We start from the raw sequence: 24,002 nt of genomic DNA on the forward strand, positions 1-24,002 counted from the left end.
TTTATTTTGTTAGCATATTAGCATACTAAAGGATTTACGGAAGGGATGACACGATGGCGAAGAAACTGATGTTCGAAAAACCACTGGGAATGCGCGACACGCTTCCTTTTTTTTATAACAAAAAAGAACATGTAAGAAAGAAACTGACAGGCGTAATCGAAGCGCACGGCTATCAGTTCATGGATACACCGCTCGTGGAGTATCATGAAACGGTCGGGAAAATGAGCGCCACTCAGGACCAGCAACTATTCAAACTGCTGGATCAGCAGGGACACACCCTTGTGCTCAGACCGGATATGACAGCTCCTATTGCACGTGTAGCTGCTTCGCAATTGAAGAACGAAGCGTTTCCGCTGAGACTTGCCTACGACGGTTCCGTCTTCCGGGCCCAGCAATCGGAAGCCGGAAAACCGGCCCAATTCGAACAGGTAGGGACAGAGCTGATCGGAGACCATTCGTCTTATGGAGATGCGGAAGTGATCGCTCTATTGATCGATTCGCTGAAACAGACAGGTCTTCAGGAGTTCGTCATTACAATCGGGCATATCGGTTACGTCCGCTCCCTGTTCGAAGAAGTGATGCCGAATGATGAAGAGGCGGTGGAAACGTTGCTTTCCTATCTCTACCGTAAAAATTATGTCGGTTACAGATCCTACGTAAGCTCGCTTTCTGTACCGGAAGAGGCGAAGGATAATCTGAACGTACTGCTTCGACTTCGTGGAGGGGAAGAAGTGTTTGAAGAAGCGAGAGCCCTTTCGAAAGGTCAGGCCGGACTGAAAGCGATGAACGACCTGAAGCAATTGTACCGGACGCTGGAGCAGTATGGAGTGGCTTCCTACGTACAGTTCGACCTGAATCTGATCAGTCATATGGATTACTACACAGGCATCCTTTTCGAAGGATATGCCCCGAACGTCGGAGCCCTTCTCTGCAACGGAGGAAGGTATGACGCGCTGCTGCCTTCTTTTGAACTGAATGCTTCTGCGACAGGTTTCGCGGTACACGTAGAACGTCTCTTAGAAGCATTGAACGGGTCTTCCGAGGTTGAAAAGATAGCGATCTGTCTTCTCGTCGATGACCGCACCCTAAAGCAAGGTTTGCAGGAAGCGGAGCGTCTTCGGAACGACGGAGAGCGGGTCGTCATCCAGCACAGAGACCAGGTAGCGAACATAGAAGGATTCTCGCGGAAATTCAAAACAGTGATAGATGTGGATAAGGAAGGAGTGAAAACCGATGAGTAAGCCTTTGACGATCGCTATGCCGAAAGGACGGATTTTCGAAGAGGCGGCCGAACTGCTGAAAAATGCGGGTTATGACATCGGTACGGGTGCGGAGGAGTCCCGTAAGCTGATTTTAGAGTTCCCGGAACAGAACATCAACGTGATGATGGCCAAGCCGATGGACGTAGTGACATATGTCGAATATGGAGCGGCGGATATCGGCATCGCCGGCAAAGATGTTCTCCTTGAACAGGATAGAGATGTATACGAAGTGCTCGATCTGAAGATCAGCCCTTGTTACATCGCAGTTGCCGGACTCCCAGGTCAGCCGCTCAGTCGGATTGCGCCGAAGATTGCAACGAAATACCCGAAAGTCGCCTCTGATTACTATCGGGAACAGGGGGAACAGATTGAAATCATCCCTCTGAACGGTTCGATTGAACTCGCTCCCCTGATCGGGTTGAGTGACCGGATCGTCGATATCGTATCCACCGGCCGTACGCTGAAGGAGAATGGTCTTGTCGAATATGAAAAGATTACGGATATCACGTCGCGTCTGATCGTGAACCCGGTCAGCTACCGCACGAAGAGTGACCGGATCGATCCTCTCGTCGAAAAAATGGGTGAACAGATAGGGGTGTCTTCATGAACAGGCTGACACGGGAAGATATAAAAGAATGGAAGGCGAAACGTCAGGGAGATACTTCGGAAGCTGCGGCTTCTGTAGAGGAAATCGTGAAGGATGTACGGACACACGGAGATAGTGCGGTTCGAAAATATACGGATAAATTCGATGGGGTCTCTCTGTCCGAATTCAGGGTAAGCTCAGAAGAGATAAGTGACGCATACGAATCTTTGAGTGGGAAATACCTCGACATCATCCAGGAAGCGGCACGGAACATCCGTCGTTTTCATGAAAAACAAGTGCCCTCGTCCTGGTTCGATACGTCTCTGGACGGGACGTTGCTGGGTCAGAAATACACTTCCCTCGACAGGGTAGGGGTTTACGTACCCGGGGGGACGGCAGCCTATCCTTCCTCTGTGATGATGAACATCATTCCTGCGCAGGTGGCAGGAGTGAAGCGGATAGCTATGGTCACCCCACCTGGTCCGAACAATCAGGTGCCGATCGGAGTGCTGGCCACAGCACAGATCCTCGGTGTTAAGGAAATTTATAAAATAGGTGGAGCGCAGGCCATCGCGGCTCTCGCCTATGGTACGGAAACGGTTCCGTTCGTCGATAAAATAACCGGTCCCGGGAACATTTTCGTGGCCCTTGCGAAAAAGGAAGTGTACGGTGAAGTGGACATTGATATGATCGCCGGTCCCAGTGAGATCGTCGTTTTATGTGATGAGACCGCCCGTCCAGGGGAAGTGGCTGCAGATCTTCTTTCCCAGGCCGAACATGACGAACGATCTTCGGCCATCTGTGTCACCACCTCCGAAGAGCTCGCCGGAAAAGTGGAAAAGGAAGTGAAAAGCCAGCTTGCTGATCTTCCGAGAACAACGATCGCAACCGCGAGTATGGACACCTACGGAGGTATCATTGTCACGGAAACGATGGAAGAAGCGGTGGCAGCCGTGAACGATCTTGCTCCGGAGCATCTGGAAGTGATGACGGCCAACCCTTATGATCAGCTCGGGAGCATCAGACACGCCGGAGCGATCTTCCTCGGCCCGTTCAGTTCTGAGCCGGTCGGCGATTACTTTGCAGGTCCGAATCATGTTCTGCCTACGAGCGGAACGGCAAGGTTTTCGAGTCCGTTGAACGTCCATGACTTCATGAAGAAATCAAGTATCATTTCCTACAGTGAAGCGGCCTGGAAAGAACATGCGGATAAAATTGCGAGTTTCGCCCGTCTGGAAGACCTGGAGGGGCATGCTCGTGCCGTCGAAAAGAGGAAGGAGCGTTACGATGACTAGATCGGGAAGTATTATGAGGAAAACACGGGAGACGGATATCGACCTGCAGTTCGATGTGGACGGGAAAGGGAAAGCGGAGCTTGAAGTGCAGGTTCCGTTCCTCTCTCATATGCTGGAACTTTTTACGAAGCACGGCCTTTTCAACCTGAAAGTGAGCGGAAAGGGAGACGTGGAGGTCGATGATCATCACCTCACCGAAGATATAGGCATTTGTCTCGGACAGGCTCTGCGTGAGGCTATCGGAGATAAACAGGGGATGAAACGGTACGGCTCGATGATTCTGCCTATGGACGAAGCGCTCGTCACAGTGGCGCTGGATTTGTCCGATCGTCCTCACCTGGAATGGCATGCTGATATCCCTTCTGAAAAAATCGGCACCTTCGATACGGAAAACGTTCATGAATTTTTCTGGAAACTGGCCCTTGAAGCAAGGATGAACCTTCACATCGTCGTTCATCACGGTCATAATTCCCATCACATTACAGAAGCGATGTTCAAGGCATTCGGCCGCGCTCTCGATGAAGCGACCGAAATCGATCCGAGAGTCGAAGGCGTGCCGAGCACGAAAGGGAGCCTGTCATGATCGGTATCATCGATTACGGCATGGGCAACCTCTTCAGTGTGTCGAAAGCATTGGAGCGTCTGGACGTCGATTACTGTATCGGAGATCGGCCGGAGAAGCTAGAAGATGTCGAAGGGCTGATCCTCCCCGGTGTCGGAGCTTTTCCGGACGCGATGAAAGCTCTTGAAGAACACGGGTTCATTGAATTCATCCATGAAAAGATCGAAGCCGGTGTCCCTTTTTACGGGATCTGTCTCGGAATGCAGCTTCTGTTCGAATCCAGTGAAGAGGGCGGAAATACGAAAGGTCTCGGCGTGTTTCCCGGAACGATCCGCCGTTTTAGCGGGAGGACGGAAAAAGGGGAGAAGTACAAGGTACCTCACATGGGATGGAACCAGCTCGAGCTTCACCGTCCGGACCACTACGTGCTCGAGAACGTCGGGGAGGAGTACGTATATTTCGTCCATTCTTACGTGGTGGAGACCGGTGACGAATCGATTCTGCTGGCGACAGCGGATTATCACCAGCAGGTACCTGCGATTGTAGGGAAAGAGAACGTCGTGGCCAGTCAGTTCCATCCTGAAAAGAGTGGACGGGCAGGTGTACAGCTTCTTGAAAACTTCTGTAAGAAAGTCGGAAAGCATGCATGAATTCTTATGAGGAAAGCGGGGGGAATCGATGAGTTTTACTATTTATCCCGCCATCGATATGCGTAACGGAAAGTGCGTACGATTGGAACAGGGAGATTTCGATAAAGAAACAGTCTACGGGGACAGTCCGTTTGATGTCGCCCGTGATTTCGTGGAAAAAGGCGCATCCTGGATACATATGGTCGACCTGGATGGAGCGAAGGAAGGCTCGAAGAAAAACGCGGTAGACGTGATCCGTGTAGCTAAGGAACTCGACTGCCGGGTGCAGATCGGTGGAGGTATCCGTTCAAAAGAGGACGCAGCCTTCTATCTTGACCAGGGAGTGGACCGGGTGATCATCGGATCGCTCGCTGTAAAAAATGTAGAACTCACGAAAGAACTGCTCCGCACGTACGGGGAACGGATCGTGATCGGTCTCGATGCGAAGAACGGATACATCGCAACAGAGGGGTGGCTGGAGACTTCAGAGATAAAGGCTGCGGATATCGGAAAAGAACTCCGTGATGCCGGGGCTTCCACCTTCATTTACACGGATATCGCAAAAGACGGGATGCTTTCAGGACCGAACACGGAAGAAATCGCGGACCTTGCCAGAGAAACCGGAGTGGAAGTGATCGCTTCCGGCGGTATTCAGGGACTTGAAGACATCAAAGAATTGAAGAACCATCCGAATATAAGCGGGACGATCATCGGAAAGGCTCTTTATACAGGTCGATTCACCTTGAAGGATGCCCTGAAGGAGGAAGTGTAATGCTGGCGAAACGTATCATCCCTTGCCTGGACGTCAAAGAAGGCCGAGTCGTCAAAGGAATACAGTTCGTAGACATCCGGGACGCAGGAGACCCGGTAGAACTGGCGAAAGCGTATGATGAAGAAGGCGCGGACGAACTCGTGTTTCTCGATATATCCGCTACCCATGAAGGGAAGGAAACGATGATCGATGTTGTTCGTGAGGTCGCCTCGGAACTGGCGATTCCATTCACTGTCGGAGGAGGCATACGCACACTCGAAGACATGCGCGAAACACTCCGCAACGGAGCGGACAAAGTGGCGGTGAATTCGGCGGCCGTCAAGCGTCCCGAATTGATCAGGGAAGGAGCGGATTATTTCGGTTCCCAGTGTATCGTGGTCGCGATCGACGGCCGTTTTGAGGAAGAGACGGGGGATTGGTATGTCTATACAGCCGGAGGTCGTCACAAAACAAAGCGCCGGGTTACGGACTGGGCTCTAGAAGCTGAAAAGCTCGGAGCCGGAGAGATACTACTCACCTCCATGAATCAGGACGGGGAAAAAACGGGCTTCGATCTCCCGATGCTTGAAGCCGTTCAGAGTGTAGTATCCATTCCGGTCATCGCTTCCGGTGGTGCCGGAAACAAAGAACATTTCCACGAAGTGTTCACAGAAGTGGATGCCGACGCCGCTCTGGCCGCGTCCATCTTCCATTACAAAGAAACATCCATCAGCAATGTGAAAGATTACTTGAGGAATAAAGGAGTGGCGATAAGGTGAACATAGAAGAAGTCGTTTTCGATGAAAAGGGTCTTGTTCCGGCGATTGTACAGGACGCACGTTCAAAAGCGGTGCTGACCCTTGCATATATGAATGAAGAAGCACTGAAACAGACGCTCCAAAAAGGGGAGACCGTCTTTTACAGCCGTTCCCGCGGAGAACTGTGGCATAAAGGGGAGACCTCCGGAAATACCCAGCAGGTAGAGCATATGGCATATGACTGTGATCAGGATGCGATTCTCGTACAGGTCATCCCTTCAGGTCCGGCTTGCCACACCGGTAGTTACAGCTGCTTCGGTGAAACACTGACGTCTCATCCCGAAGACAGATACCGGATGCTTACCGAGCTCCAGGAAGTACTCGCAAAGAGAAAAGCGGAACTTCCGGAAGGCTCGTATACGTCGCAACTCTTCGCGGAAGGAGTCGACAGAATCGCTAAAAAGATCGGCGAAGAGGCCGGAGAAGTCGTTATCGCAGCGAAAAATGACGACAAAGAAGAGCTTGCTCTCGAGTCGGCGGATCTATTGTTCCACCTTCTCATGCTGCTTACCGACAGAAATGTTTCTTTCGATGCAGTCCTGGAGGTTCTGGAAAAACGTCATAAAAAGTAGGCTCTGTTAAAGCCAGTTTTTGATTTCACAACGAAGGGTGGAGACGCCTGCGGGAGTAGCATGAACTTAAAAATCACCGGAATAGAACGTAGAGAGATTCCGGAAGTTTACGTCATGCCCGCGGCAAGCTTCCACCCGTAGAGATAAAAATCAATTAGGAACGATAACAGAGTCAAAAAGTAAAAAATTTTGGCCCTCCTCTCATCTAAAGCTCCGTTTTATGATATACTTGGAAATTGTTAGATTGACGAATCGGAGTAGGGGGCCATTTATGACGACATTGGTGAAGGATGAAAGCAACGTCATTCCTTTCGTCCCAAATAGCAGCTTTTATTTCAGTTACGGTGTGCAGGCCTTTCAGAAAAGGTCATTTGACCGCGCCGTACGATGGCTGAAAAAGGCGATAGAGATAAATGAAAACGAACCATTATATAAATGCCAGCTTTCCGTCGTTTATACGGAAGTTGGTTCTTATCATGCAGCGAATCAGCTACTTAACGAAGTGTTGAGGGAAAAAGGGGACACGTACCCTGACTGTTATTACCTTATGGCGAACAATTACGCTCATCTCGGTCTGTTTCAGGATGCAAGCAGGTATCTCGATACTTATATGGAGCGCGATCCGGAGGGTGAGTTCAAGGAAGCCGCTGAGCAGTTGAAAGAAATGATCGATTCGCTCGAACCTGAAGAGAAAGAGGATTTCCAGTTCGATGAAGAGGACGAACTTCTCGTTTACCAGGAGACGGTACATTATCATCTTGAACATCATGAATGGGAAGAAGCACTCGCGCTTCTCGAAGAAATGATGAACCTCTTTCCGACCTTCCCTCTGACCAATCATCAATACGCCTACGCTTTGTTCCATTCCGGGAACCGCGAAGCCGCTGTCGATATGGAACGTGAATGGCTGGAAGAGACGCCTGAAGATATCCTTTGTCACATCAACCTGGTGACTTTCTATGTGGAGATGAATCAATTCGAGCTGATGAAGCATCATATATTCCAATTGAAGAACGTCTACCCTATGCATGAAGAACAGCAGCTTGCTGTGGCAGTGGCTCTTACAAGAGCAGGAGAATACACAGAGGCCGTCGATCGGTTCAGAATGCTCGGAAAAAAAGCAGTGAAAAATCGTTATCAGTATTTGAAATGGTACAGCATCGCTTCTTTCTATTGTGGCGATCCCTTCAAGTCGGAGGAGCTGTGGAAGCGCGGAACGCAGCGTTTTCCTGAGCTGACGGATTCTGATGGGCCATGGATTACGGGATGAGCAGAAATATAGACGAGCAATGATGGATTTACTATGATAATGACAGATTGCGAAAGCTAAGGAGTGAATGGCCATGAGTGAAGAGAACATTTATGACGTTATTATTGTAGGTGCAGGGCCTGCCGGTATGACTGCAGCTGTTTACACATCACGTGCGAATCTGAGCACACTGATGATCGAACGCGGCATTCCGGGTGGCCAGATGGCGAATACGGAAGACGTGGAGAACTACCCGGGGTATGAAAGTATCCTTGGACCTGACTTATCCAATAAAATGTTTTCACATGCGAAGAAGTTCGGTGCTGAATATGCGTATGGAGATATTAAAGAAATCATCGACGGCAAAGAGTATAAAACCGTCAAAGCAGGCAAAAAAGAGTATAAAGCACGTTCGATCATTCTTGGAACCGGAGCGGAGTATAAAGAACTCGGTGTACCCGGTGAAAAAGAACTTGGTGGCCGGGGCGTCTCTTATTGCGCTGTATGTGACGGAGCTTTCTTCCGGGACAAGGAACTCGTCGTCGTCGGCGGGGGAGATTCAGCCGTTGAAGAAGGTGTCTACCTTACACGGTTTGCCAGCAAGGTGACCGTCGTGCACCGCCGTGATGAACTACGGGCGCAGAAGATTCTGCAGGACCGGGCCTTCGATAACGAAAAAATCAATTTCATCTGGAATACTACCGTCAGCTCTATCAATGACGAGAACGGCAAAGTCGGTAGTGTGACGCTCTATGATAAAGAAGCAGAAGAAGAGTATGAGTACAAAACGGATGGTACCTTCATCTATATCGGTCTTATCCCGCTGAACTCCGCGTTCCGTAATCTCGGAGTGACGAATGAAGAAGGGTATGTCGAGACGGATGAGCGTATGGAAACGAATGTGCGTGGTGTTTTTGCTGCGGGAGATATCCGTGACAAAGAACTGCGTCAGATCGTGACAGCTACCGGGGATGGAAGCATCGCCGCTCAGTCTGCTCAACATTATATTGAGAACCTGATGGAAGAACTTGAAAAAGTGGGATCGTAAAAAGTAATTTAAAAGTAACCCGTGTGTAACACGCGTGACACACTTTTTCGTTACAATTGAAGTAATGATAGACCCCCTTTTTTAAGATATACCTTTGTGGCACAGGTGTTCCTCACCTGTGCTTTTTTTGTGTTTCCTTCCCGGAAAGTTGTATAATAAGGGAAAGTGTAAGGCATGTATTCGTAAGGGGGAGAATTATGGATCCACAAGCAAACAATGCGAAACTCGTTATTATTACCGGCATGTCCGGTGCAGGAAAAACCGTAGCCGTGCAAAGTTTTGAAGACCTCGGCTACTTTTGTGTGGACAATTTGCCACCGGCTCTGTTACCGAAGTTTCTGGAGCTGATGAAGGACCCGAATAATAATATCACCAACGTTGCGCTCGTCATGGATCTCAGGGGGAGAGAATTCTTCGATTCCCTAATCGAGGCTCTGGATCATTTGAGCCGGGAGGACTGGCTTGAGGATCACATTCTTTTTCTCGATGCCATAGACCAGGTGCTCGTCTCCCGCTATAAAGAAACGAGACGATTCCATCCTTTAGCACCGGATGGACTTCCTCTCGACGGGATCAAAAAGGAACGAGAGATGCTGGATGAGCTGAGGGGGAGAGCCCAGACGATCATCGATACGACAGAGCTGAAACCGAGAGCTCTGCGCGATGAGATCCTGCAGACGTTCAAAGAAAAAGAGCAGCAGGTCTTCTCGGTACAGATGGTGTCCTTCGGCTTCAAACACGGCGTACCGATCGATGCGGATCTGATGTTTGACGTGCGTTTCCTTCCTAATCCTCATTATGTGGAGCATATGCGTGCACTGACAGGCCTTGATCAGGACGTATTCAATTACGTGTTCAAATGGGCGGAGACGAAACAGTTTCTGGATAAATTGAAAGATCTACTCGAATTCATGCTTCCACGTTACCGAAAAGAAGGGAAGTCCCAGATCATCATCGCAATCGGCTGTACCGGTGGGCAACACCGCTCCGTAGCGATTGCCGAGTTTCTGGCCGACTACTTCGGAGATGATTACGTAACGAAAGTGAATCATAGAGATATCAACAAGAGAAAGGGCTTAACACAATGAGACAGACAGACAACAGAGTACTCGTCATCGGTGGCGGTACCGGAATGCCCGTCCTGCTTAGAGGATTGAAAAAACAGCCGATCACCCTTTCTGCGCTCGTAACGATTGCAGATGACGGGGGGAGTTCGGGGAAATTGCGTTCGGAGATGGAAATGCCTGCTCCGGGCGATATACGGAATGTCATTGCAGCTTTATCGGAAGCGGAGCCGATGCTTCTCGATTTATTCCAGCATCGTTTTCCGGACGGGAACGGTCTCTCCGGTCATTCGATGGGGAATCTGCTTCTTGCTGCTGTCACGAACCTCTCGGGCGACTTTTACGACGGGATCAAGCAGATCTCCCAGGTGCTAAACGTAAAGGGGAATATCTACCCTTTATCCAAATATTCCATGTACCTCCACGCAGAAATGGAAGACGGCACAGTGGTTTCCGGGGAGTCTAGAATTCCGGAAGTGAACAAAAGGATCAAACGGGTGTTTCTGAGTCCCATGCCTGCACAGCCTTTACCGGAAGCGGTGGAGGCGATCAGGGAGTCGGAGCTGATCGTTATATCTCCGGGGAGCCTGTACACGAGTATACTGCCGAATCTGATCATCCCGGAAGTCAGGGAAGCTTTGAGAGATACAGAAGCGACGGTGACGTATGTGTGCAACGTCATGACGCAGGAAGGGGAAACCTCCCACTATTCGGCGGCGGATCATTTGCAGGCGATTTATGATCACATCGGAGACGATGTCATCGATTCGATCATCGTCCATAATCAGCCGATCAGGTCGGAAACCCGTCAACTGTATGCCAAAGAAAACGCCGAGCCGGTCTCCTATGATCTTGATCGTCTCCGGTCGATGAATATAAAAATCATTGAAGAGGACATTATCGATAGATCCCAGCCGGTGATCCGACATGATGCTGAAAAACTATCAAGACTGTTATATCATATGCTTGTGCAGCATAGTGTTTAGAAAGGAGGGATTGCGGTGTCTTTCGCCTCAGAAATCAAAAAAGAACTGACGAATATGAAAGAGGACATGGAAGCGAATGAAGCGGAACTGGCAGCATTAGTCCGGATGAACGGGACGTTTTCCCTTAGAAACAGGAAGTATCTATTGGACGTCCAGACGGAGAATGCTGCCATCGCCCGGCGCATCTATACTTTGATGAAACAGCTTTTCCCTTATCCCGCAGAGCTTCTCGTAAGGAAAAAGATGCGTCTGAAGAAGAACAATGTCTATATTGTACGGATGAAGGAAAACGCGGAAGTGATTTTGGATGAACTGGAAATTTTGGAAGGGCCCCTGTCAGTGAACAAAAAAATCCCTGAAAAGTACGTTCAGACGACGAAAGGGAAAAGAGCCTATCTTCGCGGCGCCTTTCTTGCAGGAGGATCCGTCAACAACCCCGAGACTTCATCTTATCACCTGGAGATCTATTCTTCGGACGAATTCCATAACGAAGCTCTCTGTAAGCTCATGAATTCGTTTGATCTGCATGCCCGTACTCTCGAACGGAGGAATGGATTCATCACCTACCTGAAGGAAGCGGAGAAAATAACGGAGTTCATCAGTAACATCGGCGCTCATCAGGCCCTGTTCAAATTCGAAGATGTGCGTATCGTCAGGGATATGAGGAACTCGGTGAACCGTCTCGTGAATTGTGAAACGGCTAATCTGAATAAAACGATCGGAGCAGCTTTCAGACAGGTGGAAAACATCCGTTTCATCAAAAGCACCGTCGGTCTTGACGCGATGCCCCAGAAACTGAGAGACCTCGCGGCTGTGCGACTTGAAAATCAGGACGTTTCTCTTAAAGAACTCGGGGAATTGCTTCCGGGCGGAAAGATCAGTAAATCCGGAATCAATCATCGACTGAAGAAAATCGATGAATTCGCAGAGAAGGTGAGGAATGGGGAAGTGCCACAATCCTCAGGGGGGAACTGATGTATTTTCGGAAGTTTCGTGCTATAATGTAGTACAGTAGAACGTCACCCCGGAGACGGGGGCGTTTTTTCGATCGTGCTGAATGCGCTTTCAAAATGAAAAGGCAGAAAGGAGAATGACTGTTGATAGAACGAAAAGTAGAAGTAGAGTTATCCACAGGTCTTCAGGCGAGACCGGCAGCTCAGTTTGTCCAGCTGGCTAATCGTTTTCATTCTGAAGTATTCATCGAAAAGAATGAAAAACGGGTGAATGCAAAAAGCATAATGGGACTGATGAGCCTGGCTATTGCCAGTGATGAGGAAGTCGTTCTCATTACTGATGGGCATGATGAAGAAGAAGCCATCAATGAACTTGAGGCTTTCGTGAAGGAATCGTAGGGCATTTTTTGTGAATATATGAACAACATATAGTCGGTAATCGAGGATGACCTATACTTATGGAACCTTAGAAAGTAGCGGGCTCAGAGACGGTCTCAATCCCCTCGTGCTCAGGATAACGCTTGATCAAAGGGAGTTTCCACTCGTGCTGTTTCCAAAGGATACTCGGTGTTGTTCTTCAAATGATGACGGGGGTCATCGATTATAGATTGATGTTATTCGTATTATTCCAAGCGCTTTGTTCATGGTCAATGAATTCAAAAGACGAGCCTCATGAAAATAGAATAAAAGCGGGTGATATGGAAAAAATTCCATATCACCCGCTTTTTTAATGCTATCTTTCGTAATTTTTTCAGTAGTCTCTCGCAATCAGAGACCGCTTTTACGAAGATTACTTATTATTTTCCATAACCTTATCGATCAGGCCGTAATTGACAGCTTCGTGAGCAGTCATGAAGTTATCGCGGTCTGTATCGCGCTCGATCACTTCATATGGTTGCCCGGTACGATCAGCAAGGATTTTGTTCAGTTTCTCTCTCATCTGGATGATGCGTTTCGCATGGATTTCAATATCGGAAGCCTGACCCTGGGTGCCGCCGAGTGGCTGGTGAATCATCACTTCACTGTTAGGAAGAGCATAACGTTTGCCCTCCGCTCCAGCGTTAAGTAGGAATGCTCCCATGGATGCTGCCATTCCGGTGCAGATTGTGGAAACATCCGGTTTGATGAACTGGATAGTATCGAAAATCGCCATTCCGGCAGTGATCGATCCACCCGGGGAGTTGATGTATAGGGAAATGTCTTTATCCGGGTCATCCGCAGCCAGGAACAGGAGCTGTGCAACGATCGAGTTGGATACGTTGTCGTCGATCGGGCTGCCGAGCATGATGATCCGGTCTTTCAGCAGACGGGAATAAATGTCATACGCGCGTTCCCCGCGATTGGTTTGTTCAATTACTGTTGGTATAAGATTCATACTGTATTCCTCCCATTTCATTCACTAAGAATGATTTTGTATTTTCATCATACCTCTATGGTCAATAAAGGTCAAACGAAAAACTTCCTATAATTCCTTCAACCACTTTTCCCTAACAATGAGTAAATAAACATCTTTGCAATCCTTGCGTTCTCATACTCAAACCGTTATAATAGTTTCTGTGTCGATATGCGCCCGTAGCTCAGCTGGATAGAGCGATAGATTCCGGTTCTATAGGTCGGGGGTTCAAGTCCTCTCGGGCGCACTAACCTTTTCAAGCTAACCTTCCATTCTTTACATGGAAGGTTAGCTTGAAATTATAGGGAATGCCTTTTGAACAGGGCTCATCCTGGTGAATAATTATAAAAATCTAGGAAAACGAATAGTTTTCTGTTATAATGAATTTTACAGAAACGTAGCGCTTCGCCCCAAAAGGAGGTACTATGTCAAATATTATTCGCTTCAAAATATTGTGGACTGACCAGTTTATCGAAAGCCGAAGAATTCATATGTTCGACATGAAGACCCAAAACAGAATCTCCTTTAATTATGAACTGATGGCTCGCGCGCCTCAATGGTCCGTCGAGAAAGAATTGAGAACTTTTCTTAAAGCGAAACAAAAAAAAATAGACAGTGGGTATTACGATGGGAAAGGGCATGCTTCATAGGTGCTCTTTTTTTATATGTATGGATCGATCTTCACGGTCTTTTGTTCCGCAGAGTCCGAATAGAAGAACGGACATCCATAATGAAGGTACCCATTGTCGTGTGAAAAAGGTGATAGAATGAAAAATGAAGTGACTTTATATACGAGAAAAAACTGCCCTCTTTGCGAAGAGGTGAAAGTGTGGATCGATTTCCTTAAAGATGATTATGAAATGGAATTTCGGGAAAAGGATATAGAGGAAGAGGACAGGTTGCATGAAGCATATGCACTGAAGATTCCTGTCGTCATTATAAATGGAAAGGAATTGGTGTTCCCGCAGTTGAGTGAAAATGAGATGAGAGAGCGCTTGCAAGAGTAAATAGACTTGCACTTTTCACCGACTATTGATAATATAATTGGTGAAAGAAATATTTTTTTGCTCCTAGTGGGACACAATATGTAATAGAGGGACACAATTGCCCCGAACCCCCTTTTTAACTAAAAGGAGCACTGATGATGAGGGAATGGATTGAATTACAGAAAAAGTTATATCCGGATGTTTTAGAGGTTGTACAGAACCGCTACCGATTGCTTCATTACGTACAGCTCATGGAACCGATCGGCCGCAGGGCCCTTGCTGATAATATGAACCTGGCCGAACGCACTATCCGTTCTGAAATCAATTTTCTGCAGCAACAGGGAATGGTACATGTGACCACAAGAGGTCTTCTGCTTACGGCTGAAGGTCACAATGTTCTGGATGAGATGGCGGATTATATGAAGGAAGTATCCGGAGCAAAGGTTTTAGAAGCTCAATTAAAGGAAAAACTGAAACTGAAGACTGTCATCGTAGTTCCGGGAGACAGTGATGAATATGATTGGGTGAAGCAGGAAATGGGAAAGGCTTGCGTAAGCTACCTTCAGTCCATTTCCACGACTGCTCAGACGATTGCTGTGACCGGTGGTACGACAATGGCCGCCGTTGCTGCGCGGATGACTCCGTTTTCCGGAATGGAAAATACTCTTTTCGTTCCGGCACGCGGAGGCCTCGGTGAGCGTGTAGAACATCAGGCCAATACGATTTGTGTGGAAATGGCCCGTAAAGTGAGGGGAAACTATCGATTACTTTACGTGCCGGACCCGATCAGCGAGGAATCGTATCAGACCATCATCGAAGAGCCTTCTGTCAAAAGTATTCTCGGTATCATCCGCACTTCGGATATCGTCATCCACAGTCTGGGTGATGCGATAACCATGGCGGAGCGTAGAAAGACACCCGATGACCAACTGGCAACGATCAAAGAGAACCAGGCGGTAGGGGAAGCGTTCGGGTACTACTTCAACCAAAACGGGGAAGTGGTGCACAAAGTAAGAACGGTAGGGCTACAGCTTGAAGATCTTGAGAAAGATAAACAGGTGATCGCTGTAGCCGGCGGTCATTCCAAAGCGGATGCCATAGCTTCTTATTTCCGACCAGGAAAAAGCAACGTCCTTATTACGGACGAAGGAGCAGCCAAAGAGCTCATAAGGGATTCGTCCCTTTGAATAAAAAAGATTGTATAATCTAAGGAGGAATTTAGCATGACAGTAAAAGTAGGAATTAATGGTTTTGGACGTATCGGACGTAACGTATTCCGTGCTGCTCTGCACAACGACGAAGTTGAAGTAGTTGCAGTAAACGACCTTACCGACGCAAATATGCTCGCTCACCTTCTTCAATATGATACAGTACACGGTACACTTGAAGAAAAAGTCGAAGTTAATGGTGATAACCTTGTAGTAGGTGGTAAAGAAATCATCGTCAAATCCGAAAAAGACCCTGCTCAGCTAGGATGGGGAGACCTCGGAGTAGAAGTGGTCATCGAATCCACAGGCCGTTTCACTCAAGGGGAAGATGCAAGGAAACACATCGAAGCGGGAGCGAAGAAAGTCATTATTTCTGCACCTGCCAAAGGAGAAGATTTCTCTGTAGTTATGGGCGTCAATGAAGGCGACTATGACAAAGACAGCCACGATGTACTTTCTAATGCTTCCTGTACTACGAACTGCCTGGCACCTTACGCTAAAGTTCTTAACGACAAGTTCGGAATCAATCGTGGTATGATGACAACAGTTCACTCTTACACGAACGATCAGCAGATTCTTGACCTGCCACACAAAGACTATCGTCGTGCCCGTGCGGCAGCGCAGAACATCATCCCGACAACGACTGGTGCTGCAGAAGCTGTTACAAAAGTACTTCCTACACTTGAAGGTAAACTTACTGGTATGGCTATGCGTGTTCCATCCCAAAACGTTTCCATCGTCGACTTCGTTGCGGAGCTTGATAAAGACGTAACAGTAGACGAAGTGAACGCTGCACTGAAAGAAGCAGCAGAAAACGAATTGAAAGGCATCATGGATTACAGTGACGAGCCGCTTGTATCTTCCGACTACAACGGTGATGCTCATTCTTCCATCATCGATGGTCTTTCCACATTGAGCCTTGGAGGCAACATGGTGAAAGTCGTTTCCTGGTATGACAACGAATATGGCTATTCCAGCCGTTGTGTAGACCTTGCTGCATATCTTAAAAAACAAGGACTATAAGAGATGAATAATAAAGGGGGAGGTCCTATGTCCTCCTCCTTTATCCATGTAATAAAGGAATAAATTATGGCGTTTCCGCTTCTCCATAAAGTGGAATCGTACATACCAGGAAGATAAAAGGAGGTTGTTTGAAGATGAATAAACAAACGATCAGTGACGTACAGGTTGAAGGGAAAGCGGTATTTTGCCGTGTAGACTTCAACGTACCTATGAAAGACGGGGAAGTGACAGACGATACGAGGATTAAAGCTGCCATCCCTACTATCCAACACCTAACGGGTAACGGTGCGAAAGTCATTCTCGCAAGCCACCTCGGACGTCCGGATGGAAAAGCTTCTGATGAACTGCGTCTGGACCCGGTAGCGAAGCGTCTGAGCGATCTTCTCGGAAAAGATGTACTGAAATCCGACGACGTATACGGAAAAGACGTGACGAAGGCTGTCTCCACGCTTGAAAACGGAAATATTCTTCTCCTTGAAAACGTTCGTTTTGAAGCTGGTGAAGAGAAAAACGACCCAGAACTTGCAAAAGCTTTTGCGGATATGGCCGACCTTTATGTCAATGATGCCTTCGGTGCAGCTCACCGTGCGCATGCATCGACAGCTGGTGTAGCTGAACACATTCCTGCTGTCGCAGGGTTTCTTATGAAAAAGGAACTGGATGTGCTCGGCAGTGCTCTCACAGAACCGGACCGTCCGTTCACAGCCATCATCGGTGGGGCGAAGGTCAAAGACAAAATCGGTGTCATCGATCATTTACTGGATAAAGTTGATAATCTGATTATCGGCGGAGGCCTCGCCTACACCTTCGTAAAAGCTCAAGGATATGAAATCGGTAAATCCCTGCTTGAAGAGGATAAAATCGATTTGGCGAAACAATACATGCAGAAGGCGAAAGATAATAATGTAAACTTCATCATGCCGGTGGATGCGATCGTGGCTGATGACTTCGGAGAAGATGCAAACACGAAAGAAGTGGACATCGAAGAAATCCCGGCAGATTGGGAAGCCCTCGACATCGGTCCGAAAACGCGTGAGAAATTCTCAAGTATCGTGAAGGATTCGAAACTTATCATCTGGAATGGACCAATGGGTGTATTCGAACTTGAGAAATTCGCCGGCGGTACTAAGGCTGTTTCTGAAGCTCTCGCTGAAACGAAAGGCTACACCATCATCGGTGGCGGAGATTCCGCTGCAGCTGTCGAGAAGTTCGGGTATGCCTCTGATATGGATCACGTATCCACAGGTGGAGGAGCTTCTCTTGAATTCATGGAAGGGAAAGAACTTCCTGGTGTAGCAGTCCTGAACGACAAATAATCCAAAGAGGTGATCTAGATGCGTAAACAAGTAATCGCAGGTAACTGGAAAATGAATAAGACCCATACAGAAGCGGAATCTTTCATCAGGGAAGTCAGGAATAACGTCCCTTTTAAAGGTGATGTTGAATCCGTAGTGTGTGCACCTTTTCCTTTTCTTCAGAAACTGGTAGAGGAAACGATGGACTCTAACGTGGAAATCGGTGCGCAGAACATGCACTTCGAAGAAAAGGGTGCATTCACCGGTGAGGTGAGCCCTGTCATGCTTAGAGACCTGGGTGTCACTTATGTAGTGATCGGCCACTCCGAGCGTCGCGACATCTTCGGCGAAACGGATGAAATCGTGAACAAGAAGGTGCATGCCGCATTCGATCATGGTCTTACACCGATCGTTTGTGTCGGAGAGTCTCTCGAACAAAGGGAAGCGGACGAAACGATGAACCATATCGAGAGTCAGATTACGAAAGCTGTTGAAGGACTGACGGATGAGCAGGTGACACAGCTGATCATCGCCTATGAACCTATCTGGGCTATCGGAACCGGACGTACTGCTTCAAGCGAACAGGCGAATGAAGTTTGCGCGCATATCCGTAAAGTCGTAGAAAAACTTTCCGGAACAGAAGCGGCAGAAGCTGTGCGCATTCAATACGGAGGAAGTGTGAAGCCTGCAAACGCGGATGAGCTTCTTTCCCAGTCCGATATTGACGGTGCTCTTGTCGGCGGTGCGAGTCTGGAAGCCGATTCATTCCTGAAATTGGTGGAGGCAGGCAAACATGAGTAAACAGCCTCTTGCAGCATTGATCATCCTTGACGGCTACGCTATCCGCGAGGAAGAATACGGGAATGCCGTCAAGGCGGCGAATACGCCGAACTTCGATCGTTTCTGGAACCAGTATCCGCATTCCCAGCTCACCGCCTGCGGAGAAGCGGTCGGTCTTCCTGAAGGACAAATGGGCAATTCGGAAGTCGGCCACCTGAACATCGGAGCGGGCCGTGTCGTTTATCAGAGTCTGACCCGTATAAACCTGGCTATCCGCGAAGGGGACTTCTTTGAAAACGATACGCTTGTGAGTGCTGTCCGTCATGCCAAGAAAAGTGGAAAAGCCCTTCATGTCTTCGGTCTTCTTTCGGACGGAGGCATCCATAGCCATAGTGAACACGTGCTTGCGATCATAGAACTTGCGAAAAAAGAAGGTCTTGAAAAGGTCTATCTGCACGCGTTCCTTGACGGACGCGACGTCGGGCCCCAGACGGCTAAGACGTATCTCGAACAGGCTCAGTCCAAACTCGATGAGATTGGTCTCGGAAAGATTGCTACCGTGTCCGGACGTTATTATGCGATGGACCGTGATAAACGGTGGGACCGCGTGAAGAAAGCGTATGATGCTATCGCTCACGGCAAAGGGAAAACAGCGACGGATGCCATCGAAGCTGTAGAACGTTCTTATAATGAAGATATCCACGATGAATTTGTGGAACCGATCGTTCTTACAGATGAGAACGGAACGCCGGTAGCCAACGTGGAAAGCGAAGATTCCATCGTATACGCGAATTTCCGTCCTGACAGAGCGATTCAGCTTTCTCAGGCGTTTGCCAACAACGATTTCGAATATTTCGATCGCGGTGATGCGCCGAAGGATATTTACTTCGTATCGATGACCGCTTATAGCGACACTGTAGATACGGATAAAATCATTTTTCCTCCGAATGAACTGAAGAACACGATCGGTGAAGTTCTCGAGAAGAATGACATGACCCAGCTCCGGATTGCAGAGACAGAAAAATTCCCACACGTTACGTTCTTTATGAGCGGGGGACGGGAAGATGAGTTCAAAGGGGAAGACCGGATACTCATCAACTCTCCGGATGTAGCTACGTATGATCTGAAGCCTGAAATGAGTGCCTATGAAGTGACGGACGCGTTACTCAAGGACCTGGATGAAGATAATCACAATGCGATCATCCTGAACTTCGCCAACCCGGATATGGTCGGCCACTCCGGTAAACTCGAACCGACGATCAAAGCGATTGAAGCCGTTGACGAGTGTCTTGGTAAAATCGTCGATAAAATCATAGACAAAGGCGGTTCCACGATCATTACAGCCGACCACGGAAATTCCGATGAAGTGACGACGACCAGTGGCGATCCGATGACCGCCCATACGAAGAACCCCGTACCGGTCATCGTTACGAAAGAAGGCGCAGAGCTAAAGGGAGACGGAGTGCTCGGCGATCTTGCGCCTACGCTACTCGACCTTCTCGGCGTCGAAAAACCGGAAGATATGACCGGCGAATCGATTATTAAAAAGTAACAGATAACTAAAATGAATAAATAGAAAAAGGAGAGATTTTCATGCCATATATTACTGATGTTTACGCACGCGAAGTATTGGATTCCCGCGGGAACCCTACAGTAGAAGTCGAAGTATTCACAGAATCCGGAGCTTTCGGTACAGCACTCGTTCCAAGTGGTGCTTCCACCGGGGAATACGAAGCAGTGGAGCTTCGTGACGGAGATAAAAGTCGTTATCTCGGCAAAGGCGTCGAGAACGCTGTGGAAAACGTGAACGAAAAAATTGCGCCGAAACTTCTCGGTATCGACGTCACTCAACAGGTGATCATCGATAATCTCATGAGAGAAATCGACGGTTCCGACAATAAAGGGAACCTTGGTGCGAACGCTATTCTCGGCGTATCCATGGCTTGTGCGCGTGCCGGCGCAGAATTCTCTGAACAGCCTCTTTATAAGTATCTGGGAGGATTCTTCGCTCATACGCTTCCGACACCGATGATGAATATACTGAACGGTGGAGAGCACGCGGACAACAACGTAGACATCCAGGAATTCATGATCATGCCTGTAGGTGCTCCAACGTTCAAAGAAGGACTTCGCATGGGTGCTGAAATTTTCCACGCGCTCAAAAAAGTTCTTAAGAACAAAGGATACAACACTGGTGTCGGTGATGAAGGTGGGTTCGCTCCTAACCTCAAGTCCAACGAGGAGGCACTCTCGACCATCATCGAAGCGATCGAAGAAGCAGGCTACAAGCCGGATGAAGAAGTACAGCTTGCAATGGACGTCGCTGCTTCTGAAATCTACGAAGATGGTAAGTACAACCTGAAAGGCGAAGGCGTAACCCGGACATCTGAAGAAATGGTGGACTGGTATGAAGAGCTCATCGGTAAATATCCGATCATTTCCATCGAAGACGGCCTGGATGAGAACGACTGGGAAGGTACGAAACTCCTTACCGACCGTATCGGTGATAAAGTCCAGCTGGTCGGGGACGATCTTTTCGTAACGAACACAGAGAAACTCTCCCGTGCAATTGAACAGGGTGTCGGCAACTCTATCCTGATCAAAGTGAACCAGATCGGTACCATGACGGAAACATTCGACGCGATTGAGATGGCGAAACGTGCCGGTTATACGGCCGTCATCTCCCACCGCTCCGGAGAGACGGAAGATTCGACCATCGCTGATATCGCAGTGGCTACGAATGCCGGTCAGATCAAAACAGGTGCGCCGTCCCGTACCGACCGTGTCGCAAAATACAATCAGCTTCTTCGCATCGAAGATCAGCTATTTGATACCGCGAAATACGCAGGGAAGACAGCATTCTACAACTTGCAGCATAAATAAATCAATGGAGGAAGTCCTGGTGAATAACTGGGACTTTTTCTTTTGTCCCGCTCGTAGTATGATAGGGGGAGGCGACTACTTCTAAGGAGAAAAAGGATGAAGAGACTAATAAAGCTTGTTATGATCATTGCCGTGTTGTTCGCCTTTGTCAGCGCATACCAGGTATGGACCTATGGTGTGGACGGGGGCGAAAAAGCGGATGCTGCTATTGTACTCGGGGCGGCACAATGGAATGGAAGCCCGAGTCCCGTCTTCCATGGAAGAATCAAAGAAGCGATCGATCTTTATGAAAAAGGATATGTCGAATATTTGATCTTTACAGGAGGTAAAAACGGGGATGCTGCTTTCTCGGAAGCGGAAGTCGGTAAAAATACAGCAATGGAAGCAGGGGTGCCGGAAGAAAATATTCTGGTAGAAGAGAATTCCCTGATGACCGAAGAGAACCTCGAGGAAGCGAAAAAGATTGCAAAAAAGAAATCGTTCCAGAATTATTTTCTCGTGAGTGATCAGTATCATTTGAAACGGGCCGTAGAAATGGCTGAAGATATCGGAATAAAAGCTGAAGGAGTACCCACTCAATATTCGGCATATAAGACCATGGAAACGAAAGCGCCGTTCTTTTTGAAGGAATGGGTCCATTATATGGGATATGAAGTGAAGAATACATTCGAGAATATAGAATCGATGATTTCCTGAGACTACAAAAAAGCTGAGCCCTGATGGCTCAGCTTTTTGTATGGGATGAATCATCATCGTCCGGGTGAGAATCGATGGTGTGCTTGTAGTCATACCCTTTAGATATAGTGACTGCAAAAGCGACTGCTACACCTACGATGATTGCAATCGCCAGACTCATGACGATAGTGAATGTCATAGGTTCTCCTCCTTCACGGAAAGAACACATCTACTCTCTGACAAGCGGATGGAAAGAGAGGGATTATGCAAGGTTCGCCTTCTCTTTCACGAAAGCCACTACGTCTTCTGAAGTGCCCATGGAGAGAAGTTCCTCTTTATAGGATTTCATCTCTTCTTTGGACAACTCGAGGAGCTGAGTTCTTGCCGGAAGAATGGAGGATGCACTCATGCTGAATTCATCGAGGCCGAGACCTAGAAGAATCGGGATGGCGATTTCGTCTCCAGCCATCTCTCCGCACATGCCTGCCCATTTACCTTCGGCGTGGGCAGCTTCGATCACATTGCTGACAAGATTCAGGATAGCAGGACTGTAAGGCTGATACAGGTAGGATACCCGTTCATTCATACGGTCTGCAGCCATCGTATACTGGATGAGGTCATTCGTACCGATACTGAAGAAATCGACTTCTTTGGCAAACTGTTTAGCTAACACAGCTGTTGCCGGGATTTCTACCATGATACCGACTTCGAATTGATCGGCGACATCCGTACCTTCATTGATGAGCTTCTCTTTTTCCTCCGTCAGAATCGCTTTCGCCTGACGGAACTCTTCAAGGGTTGCAATCATCGGGAACATGATTTTAAGATTTCCGTAAACGCCGGCACGCAGAAGAGCGCGGAGTTGGGTGCGGAAAATATCATCACGTTCAAGACATAGACGGATGGCCCGGAAACCGAGGAACGGGTTCATCTCGTCCGGAAGATCCAGATAATCGAGTTCTTTGTCTCCCCCGATATCGAGAGTACGGACGACGACGGGTTTGTCCCCCATCTGCTTCAACACAGAACTGTAGGCATCGAACTGCTCTTCTTCTGTAGGGAGCTGGTTTTTACCCATATAAAGGAATTCGGTACGATAAAGGCCGATCCCTTCCCCGCCGTTTTCAAGTACGCCTGCTACATCATCAGGTGTACCGATGTTTGCAGCAAGTTCTACGTGCTCTCCGTCGCTGGAAACGGTGGACTCGTCTTTTAGTTTGGCCCATTCCTGTTTCTTCTCTTCGAATTCGGCACGCTTTTGTTTATAAGATTCAATTTCCTCGTCAGTGGGATCGATGATCACGTTACCACCGAGACCATCCACGATGATCATAACATCCTTCTCCGCCTGTTTCGTGATATCTTTCGTTCCGACGACTGCCGGAATTTCAAGAGATCGTGCCATGATAGCAGAGTGGGAGGTACGTCCTCCGATATCCGTCGTGAATCCTTGCACGAATTCTTTGTTCAACTGGGCCGTATCGGACGGTGTAAGATCTTCCGCCACAATGACCACCTGTTCGTTGATAAGCGCAGGATCAGGGAATTCAGCACCGAGAAGGTGAGCCAGCACACGTTTAGTGACATCCTGAATGTCAGCAGCACGTTCTTTCATGTACTCGTTATCCATGTTTTTGAACATATCGATGAACATATTGGCCGTTTCATCCAACGCCGCTTCCGCGTTCACATTATCAGATTTGATGTTGTCCTCCATCGGCTGTATCAATTCCGGATCACTGAGGACAAGCAGGTGAGCCGAGAAAATCTCAGCGTGTTCATCGCCGAGGGATTTTTTCGTATGTTCCTTGATCTTTTCGAGTTCTGATTTGGAAACATCAAGCGCCTCATGCAGACGCTTGATTTCCTTGTCAGGGTCGTCGACTTTGTTCTTACTGTAGGAAAGGTCAGGTACTTCTAAGCGGTATGCTTTTGCAATCGCAATCCCGCTTGAAGCTGCAATACCTTGCAAGTGTGTCATCTT

At 48.2% G+C, this 24,002-nt stretch carries 26 protein-coding genes and 1 tRNA gene; 24 read left to right on the plus strand and 3 right to left on the minus strand.

What is annotated here, in order from left to right; translation table 11 throughout:
• The first annotated feature begins 53 nt into the window (after positions 1-53).
• From BW944_RS06065 to BW944_RS06130, 14 genes are all read left to right on the plus strand, one after another.
• Positions 54-1,241, plus strand: a complete 1,188-nt coding sequence (locus tag BW944_RS06065; RefSeq protein ID WP_076557748.1) for an ATP phosphoribosyltransferase regulatory subunit — start codon at positions 54-56, stop codon at positions 1,239-1,241.
• The gene (hisG, locus tag BW944_RS06070; RefSeq protein ID WP_076557750.1) at positions 1,234-1,869 is read left to right on the plus strand and encodes an ATP phosphoribosyltransferase; all 636 of its coding nucleotides are present in this window, start codon (positions 1,234-1,236) and stop codon (positions 1,867-1,869) included. Before BW944_RS06065 ends, hisG begins: the two co-directional genes overlap by 8 nt.
• Entirely contained in the window at positions 1,866-3,143 is a 1,278-nt protein-coding gene (gene hisD, locus BW944_RS06075; RefSeq protein WP_076557751.1) for a histidinol dehydrogenase, read from the plus strand. The genes hisG and hisD overlap by 4 nt, the downstream gene beginning before the upstream one ends.
• Positions 3,136-3,726 carry an imidazoleglycerol-phosphate dehydratase HisB gene (gene hisB, locus BW944_RS06080; RefSeq protein ID WP_076557753.1) on the plus strand — a complete coding sequence of 197 codons (591 nt, stop codon included), beginning with the start codon at positions 3,136-3,138 and terminating at the stop codon, positions 3,724-3,726. The genes hisD and hisB overlap by 8 nt, the downstream gene beginning before the upstream one ends.
• Positions 3,723-4,355, plus strand: coding sequence for an imidazole glycerol phosphate synthase subunit HisH (gene hisH, locus BW944_RS06085; protein ID WP_076557755.1), 633 nt, complete (start codon positions 3,723-3,725; stop codon positions 4,353-4,355). Before hisB ends, hisH begins: the two co-directional genes overlap by 4 nt.
• 28 nt (positions 4,356-4,383) lie before the next feature.
• Complete coding sequence (gene hisA, locus BW944_RS06090) at positions 4,384-5,106, plus strand: 1-(5-phosphoribosyl)-5-[(5-phosphoribosylamino)methylideneamino]imidazole-4-carboxamide isomerase (protein WP_076557756.1); 723 nt, start codon at positions 4,384-4,386, stop codon at positions 5,104-5,106.
• Positions 5,106-5,864 carry an imidazole glycerol phosphate synthase subunit HisF gene (gene hisF / locus BW944_RS06095; RefSeq protein WP_076557758.1) on the plus strand — a complete coding sequence of 253 codons (759 nt, stop codon included), beginning with the start codon at positions 5,106-5,108 and terminating at the stop codon, positions 5,862-5,864. Before hisA ends, hisF begins: the two co-directional genes overlap by 1 nt.
• Complete coding sequence (gene hisIE, locus BW944_RS06100; RefSeq protein WP_076557762.1) at positions 5,861-6,475, plus strand: bifunctional phosphoribosyl-AMP cyclohydrolase/phosphoribosyl-ATP diphosphatase HisIE; 615 nt, start codon at positions 5,861-5,863, stop codon at positions 6,473-6,475. The genes hisF and hisIE overlap by 4 nt, the downstream gene beginning before the upstream one ends.
• A gap of 271 nt (positions 6,476-6,746) precedes the next feature.
• Positions 6,747-7,745, plus strand: a complete 999-nt coding sequence (locus BW944_RS06105; RefSeq protein WP_076557764.1) for a tetratricopeptide repeat protein — start codon at positions 6,747-6,749, stop codon at positions 7,743-7,745.
• Positions 7,746-7,818: 73 nt separating this feature from the next.
• A complete protein-coding gene (gene trxB, locus BW944_RS06110) occupies positions 7,819-8,772 on the plus strand; it encodes a thioredoxin-disulfide reductase (protein WP_076557765.1) in 954 nt (317 codons plus the stop codon).
• A gap of 197 nt (positions 8,773-8,969) precedes the next feature.
• A complete protein-coding gene (rapZ, locus tag BW944_RS06115) occupies positions 8,970-9,860 on the plus strand; it encodes an RNase adapter RapZ (protein ID WP_076557767.1) in 891 nt (296 codons plus the stop codon).
• Positions 9,857-10,822 carry a gluconeogenesis factor YvcK family protein gene (locus BW944_RS06120; RefSeq protein ID WP_076557769.1) on the plus strand — a complete coding sequence of 322 codons (966 nt, stop codon included), beginning with the start codon at positions 9,857-9,859 and terminating at the stop codon, positions 10,820-10,822. The genes rapZ and BW944_RS06120 overlap by 4 nt, the downstream gene beginning before the upstream one ends.
• A gap of 15 nt (positions 10,823-10,837) precedes the next feature.
• Positions 10,838-11,797: a DNA-binding protein WhiA gene (gene whiA, locus BW944_RS06125; RefSeq protein WP_076557771.1), complete on the plus strand. Its 960-nt coding sequence runs from the start codon at positions 10,838-10,840 to the stop codon at positions 11,795-11,797.
• 122 nt (positions 11,798-11,919) lie between these two features.
• Positions 11,920-12,174 (plus strand): HPr family phosphocarrier protein, encoded by a 255-nt coding sequence (locus BW944_RS06130; protein ID WP_076557773.1) that lies wholly within the window; start codon positions 11,920-11,922, stop codon positions 12,172-12,174.
• Positions 12,175-12,565: 391 nt separating this feature from the next.
• Here the strand turns inward: BW944_RS06130 and clpP are convergent, their stop codons facing one another.
• A complete protein-coding gene (clpP, locus tag BW944_RS06135) occupies positions 12,566-13,150 on the minus strand; it encodes an ATP-dependent Clp endopeptidase proteolytic subunit ClpP (protein ID WP_076557775.1) in 585 nt (194 codons plus the stop codon).
• A gap of 191 nt (positions 13,151-13,341) precedes the next feature.
• Between clpP and BW944_RS06140 the strand changes: the two genes are divergently transcribed.
• The 10 genes from BW944_RS06140 to BW944_RS06185 all read left to right on the plus strand — a co-directional run bounded on the left by BW944_RS06140 (position 13,342) and on the right by BW944_RS06185 (position 22,039).
• Positions 13,342-13,415 (plus strand) — tRNA-Arg (locus BW944_RS06140).
• Positions 13,416-13,593: 178 nt separating this feature from the next.
• Positions 13,594-13,818 (plus strand): hypothetical protein, encoded by a 225-nt coding sequence (locus BW944_RS06145; RefSeq protein WP_076557777.1) that lies wholly within the window; start codon positions 13,594-13,596, stop codon positions 13,816-13,818.
• 117 nt (positions 13,819-13,935) lie between these two features.
• The gene (locus BW944_RS06150; protein ID WP_076557779.1) at positions 13,936-14,175 is read left to right on the plus strand and encodes a glutaredoxin family protein; all 240 of its coding nucleotides are present in this window, start codon (positions 13,936-13,938) and stop codon (positions 14,173-14,175) included.
• 137 nt (positions 14,176-14,312) lie between these two features.
• Positions 14,313-15,341, plus strand: coding sequence for a sugar-binding transcriptional regulator (locus BW944_RS06155; RefSeq protein ID WP_076557781.1), 1,029 nt, complete (start codon positions 14,313-14,315; stop codon positions 15,339-15,341).
• Positions 15,342-15,377: 36 nt separating this feature from the next.
• The gene (gene gap / locus BW944_RS06160; protein WP_076557783.1) at positions 15,378-16,385 is read left to right on the plus strand and encodes a type I glyceraldehyde-3-phosphate dehydrogenase; all 1,008 of its coding nucleotides are present in this window, start codon (positions 15,378-15,380) and stop codon (positions 16,383-16,385) included.
• Positions 16,386-16,519: 134 nt separating this feature from the next.
• On the plus strand, positions 16,520-17,701 hold the full coding sequence (locus BW944_RS06165; RefSeq protein WP_076557785.1) for a phosphoglycerate kinase: 1,182 nt from the start codon (positions 16,520-16,522) through the stop codon (positions 17,699-17,701).
• Positions 17,702-17,719: 18 nt separating this feature from the next.
• Positions 17,720-18,481, plus strand: coding sequence for a triose-phosphate isomerase (tpiA, locus tag BW944_RS06170; RefSeq protein WP_076557787.1), 762 nt, complete (start codon positions 17,720-17,722; stop codon positions 18,479-18,481).
• Entirely contained in the window at positions 18,474-20,012 is a 1,539-nt protein-coding gene (gpmI, locus tag BW944_RS06175; protein WP_076557790.1) for a 2,3-bisphosphoglycerate-independent phosphoglycerate mutase, read from the plus strand. Before tpiA ends, gpmI begins: the two co-directional genes overlap by 8 nt.
• Before the next feature lie 41 nt (positions 20,013-20,053).
• A complete protein-coding gene (eno, locus tag BW944_RS06180) occupies positions 20,054-21,343 on the plus strand; it encodes a phosphopyruvate hydratase (RefSeq protein ID WP_076557792.1) in 1,290 nt (429 codons plus the stop codon).
• A 96-nt stretch (positions 21,344-21,439) separates the two neighbouring features.
• Positions 21,440-22,039, plus strand: coding sequence for a YdcF family protein (locus BW944_RS06185; protein WP_076557794.1), 600 nt, complete (start codon positions 21,440-21,442; stop codon positions 22,037-22,039).
• A 28-nt stretch (positions 22,040-22,067) separates the two neighbouring features.
• On the opposite strand, the gene ytzI is transcribed toward BW944_RS06185, so the two are convergent.
• Together ytzI and ptsP are read right to left on the minus strand one after the other, a co-directional pair.
• Positions 22,068-22,217, minus strand: coding sequence for a YtzI protein (gene ytzI, locus BW944_RS06190; protein ID WP_076557797.1), 150 nt, complete (start codon positions 22,215-22,217; stop codon positions 22,068-22,070).
• 63 nt (positions 22,218-22,280) lie between these two features.
• Positions 22,281-23,999, minus strand: a complete 1,719-nt coding sequence (ptsP, locus tag BW944_RS06195) for a phosphoenolpyruvate--protein phosphotransferase (protein WP_076557799.1) — start codon at positions 23,997-23,999, stop codon at positions 22,281-22,283.
• Positions 24,000-24,002 lie beyond the last annotated feature (3 nt).

Source organism: Salimicrobium flavidum (assembly GCF_900156645.1).
In the GTDB taxonomy this organism is placed as follows: Bacteria; Bacillota; Bacilli; order Bacillales; family Halobacillaceae; genus Salimicrobium; species Salimicrobium flavidum.

Excerpts from the sequence above, each read along its gene's own strand:
- BW944_RS06065 (WP_076557748.1), top strand. The coding sequence starts at position 54 with ATGGCGAAGAAACTGATGTTCGAAAAACCACTGGGAATGCGCGACACG.
- hisG (WP_076557750.1), top strand. The coding sequence starts at position 1,234 with ATGAGTAAGCCTTTGACGATCGCTATGCCGAAAGGACGGATTTTCGAA.
- hisD (WP_076557751.1), top strand. The coding sequence starts at position 1,866 with ATGAACAGGCTGACACGGGAAGATATAAAAGAATGGAAGGCGAAACGT.
- hisB (WP_076557753.1), top strand. The coding sequence starts at position 3,136 with ATGACTAGATCGGGAAGTATTATGAGGAAAACACGGGAGACGGATATC.
- hisH (WP_076557755.1), top strand. The coding sequence starts at position 3,723 with ATGATCGGTATCATCGATTACGGCATGGGCAACCTCTTCAGTGTGTCG.
- hisA (WP_076557756.1), top strand. The coding sequence starts at position 4,384 with ATGAGTTTTACTATTTATCCCGCCATCGATATGCGTAACGGAAAGTGC.
- hisF (WP_076557758.1), top strand. The coding sequence starts at position 5,106 with ATGCTGGCGAAACGTATCATCCCTTGCCTGGACGTCAAAGAAGGCCGA.
- BW944_RS06105 (WP_076557764.1), top strand. The coding sequence starts at position 6,747 with ATGACGACATTGGTGAAGGATGAAAGCAACGTCATTCCTTTCGTCCCA.
- trxB (WP_076557765.1), top strand. The coding sequence starts at position 7,819 with ATGAGTGAAGAGAACATTTATGACGTTATTATTGTAGGTGCAGGGCCT.
- rapZ (WP_076557767.1), top strand. The coding sequence starts at position 8,970 with ATGGATCCACAAGCAAACAATGCGAAACTCGTTATTATTACCGGCATG.
- BW944_RS06120 (WP_076557769.1), top strand. The coding sequence starts at position 9,857 with ATGAGACAGACAGACAACAGAGTACTCGTCATCGGTGGCGGTACCGGA.
- clpP (WP_076557775.1), bottom strand. The coding sequence starts at position 13,150 with ATGAATCTTATACCAACAGTAATTGAACAAACCAATCGCGGGGAACGC.
- BW944_RS06145 (WP_076557777.1), top strand. The coding sequence starts at position 13,594 with ATGTCAAATATTATTCGCTTCAAAATATTGTGGACTGACCAGTTTATC.
- BW944_RS06150 (WP_076557779.1), top strand. The coding sequence starts at position 13,936 with ATGAAAAATGAAGTGACTTTATATACGAGAAAAAACTGCCCTCTTTGC.
- BW944_RS06155 (WP_076557781.1), top strand. The coding sequence starts at position 14,313 with ATGAGGGAATGGATTGAATTACAGAAAAAGTTATATCCGGATGTTTTA.
- gap (WP_076557783.1), top strand. The coding sequence starts at position 15,378 with ATGACAGTAAAAGTAGGAATTAATGGTTTTGGACGTATCGGACGTAAC.
- BW944_RS06165 (WP_076557785.1), top strand. The coding sequence starts at position 16,520 with ATGAATAAACAAACGATCAGTGACGTACAGGTTGAAGGGAAAGCGGTA.
- tpiA (WP_076557787.1), top strand. The coding sequence starts at position 17,720 with ATGCGTAAACAAGTAATCGCAGGTAACTGGAAAATGAATAAGACCCAT.
- gpmI (WP_076557790.1), top strand. The coding sequence starts at position 18,474 with ATGAGTAAACAGCCTCTTGCAGCATTGATCATCCTTGACGGCTACGCT.
- eno (WP_076557792.1), top strand. The coding sequence starts at position 20,054 with ATGCCATATATTACTGATGTTTACGCACGCGAAGTATTGGATTCCCGC.
- BW944_RS06185 (WP_076557794.1), top strand. The coding sequence starts at position 21,440 with ATGAAGAGACTAATAAAGCTTGTTATGATCATTGCCGTGTTGTTCGCC.
- ytzI (WP_076557797.1), bottom strand. The coding sequence starts at position 22,217 with ATGACATTCACTATCGTCATGAGTCTGGCGATTGCAATCATCGTAGGT.
- ptsP (WP_076557799.1), bottom strand. The coding sequence starts at position 23,999 with ATGACACACTTGCAAGGTATTGCAGCTTCAAGCGGGATTGCGATTGCA.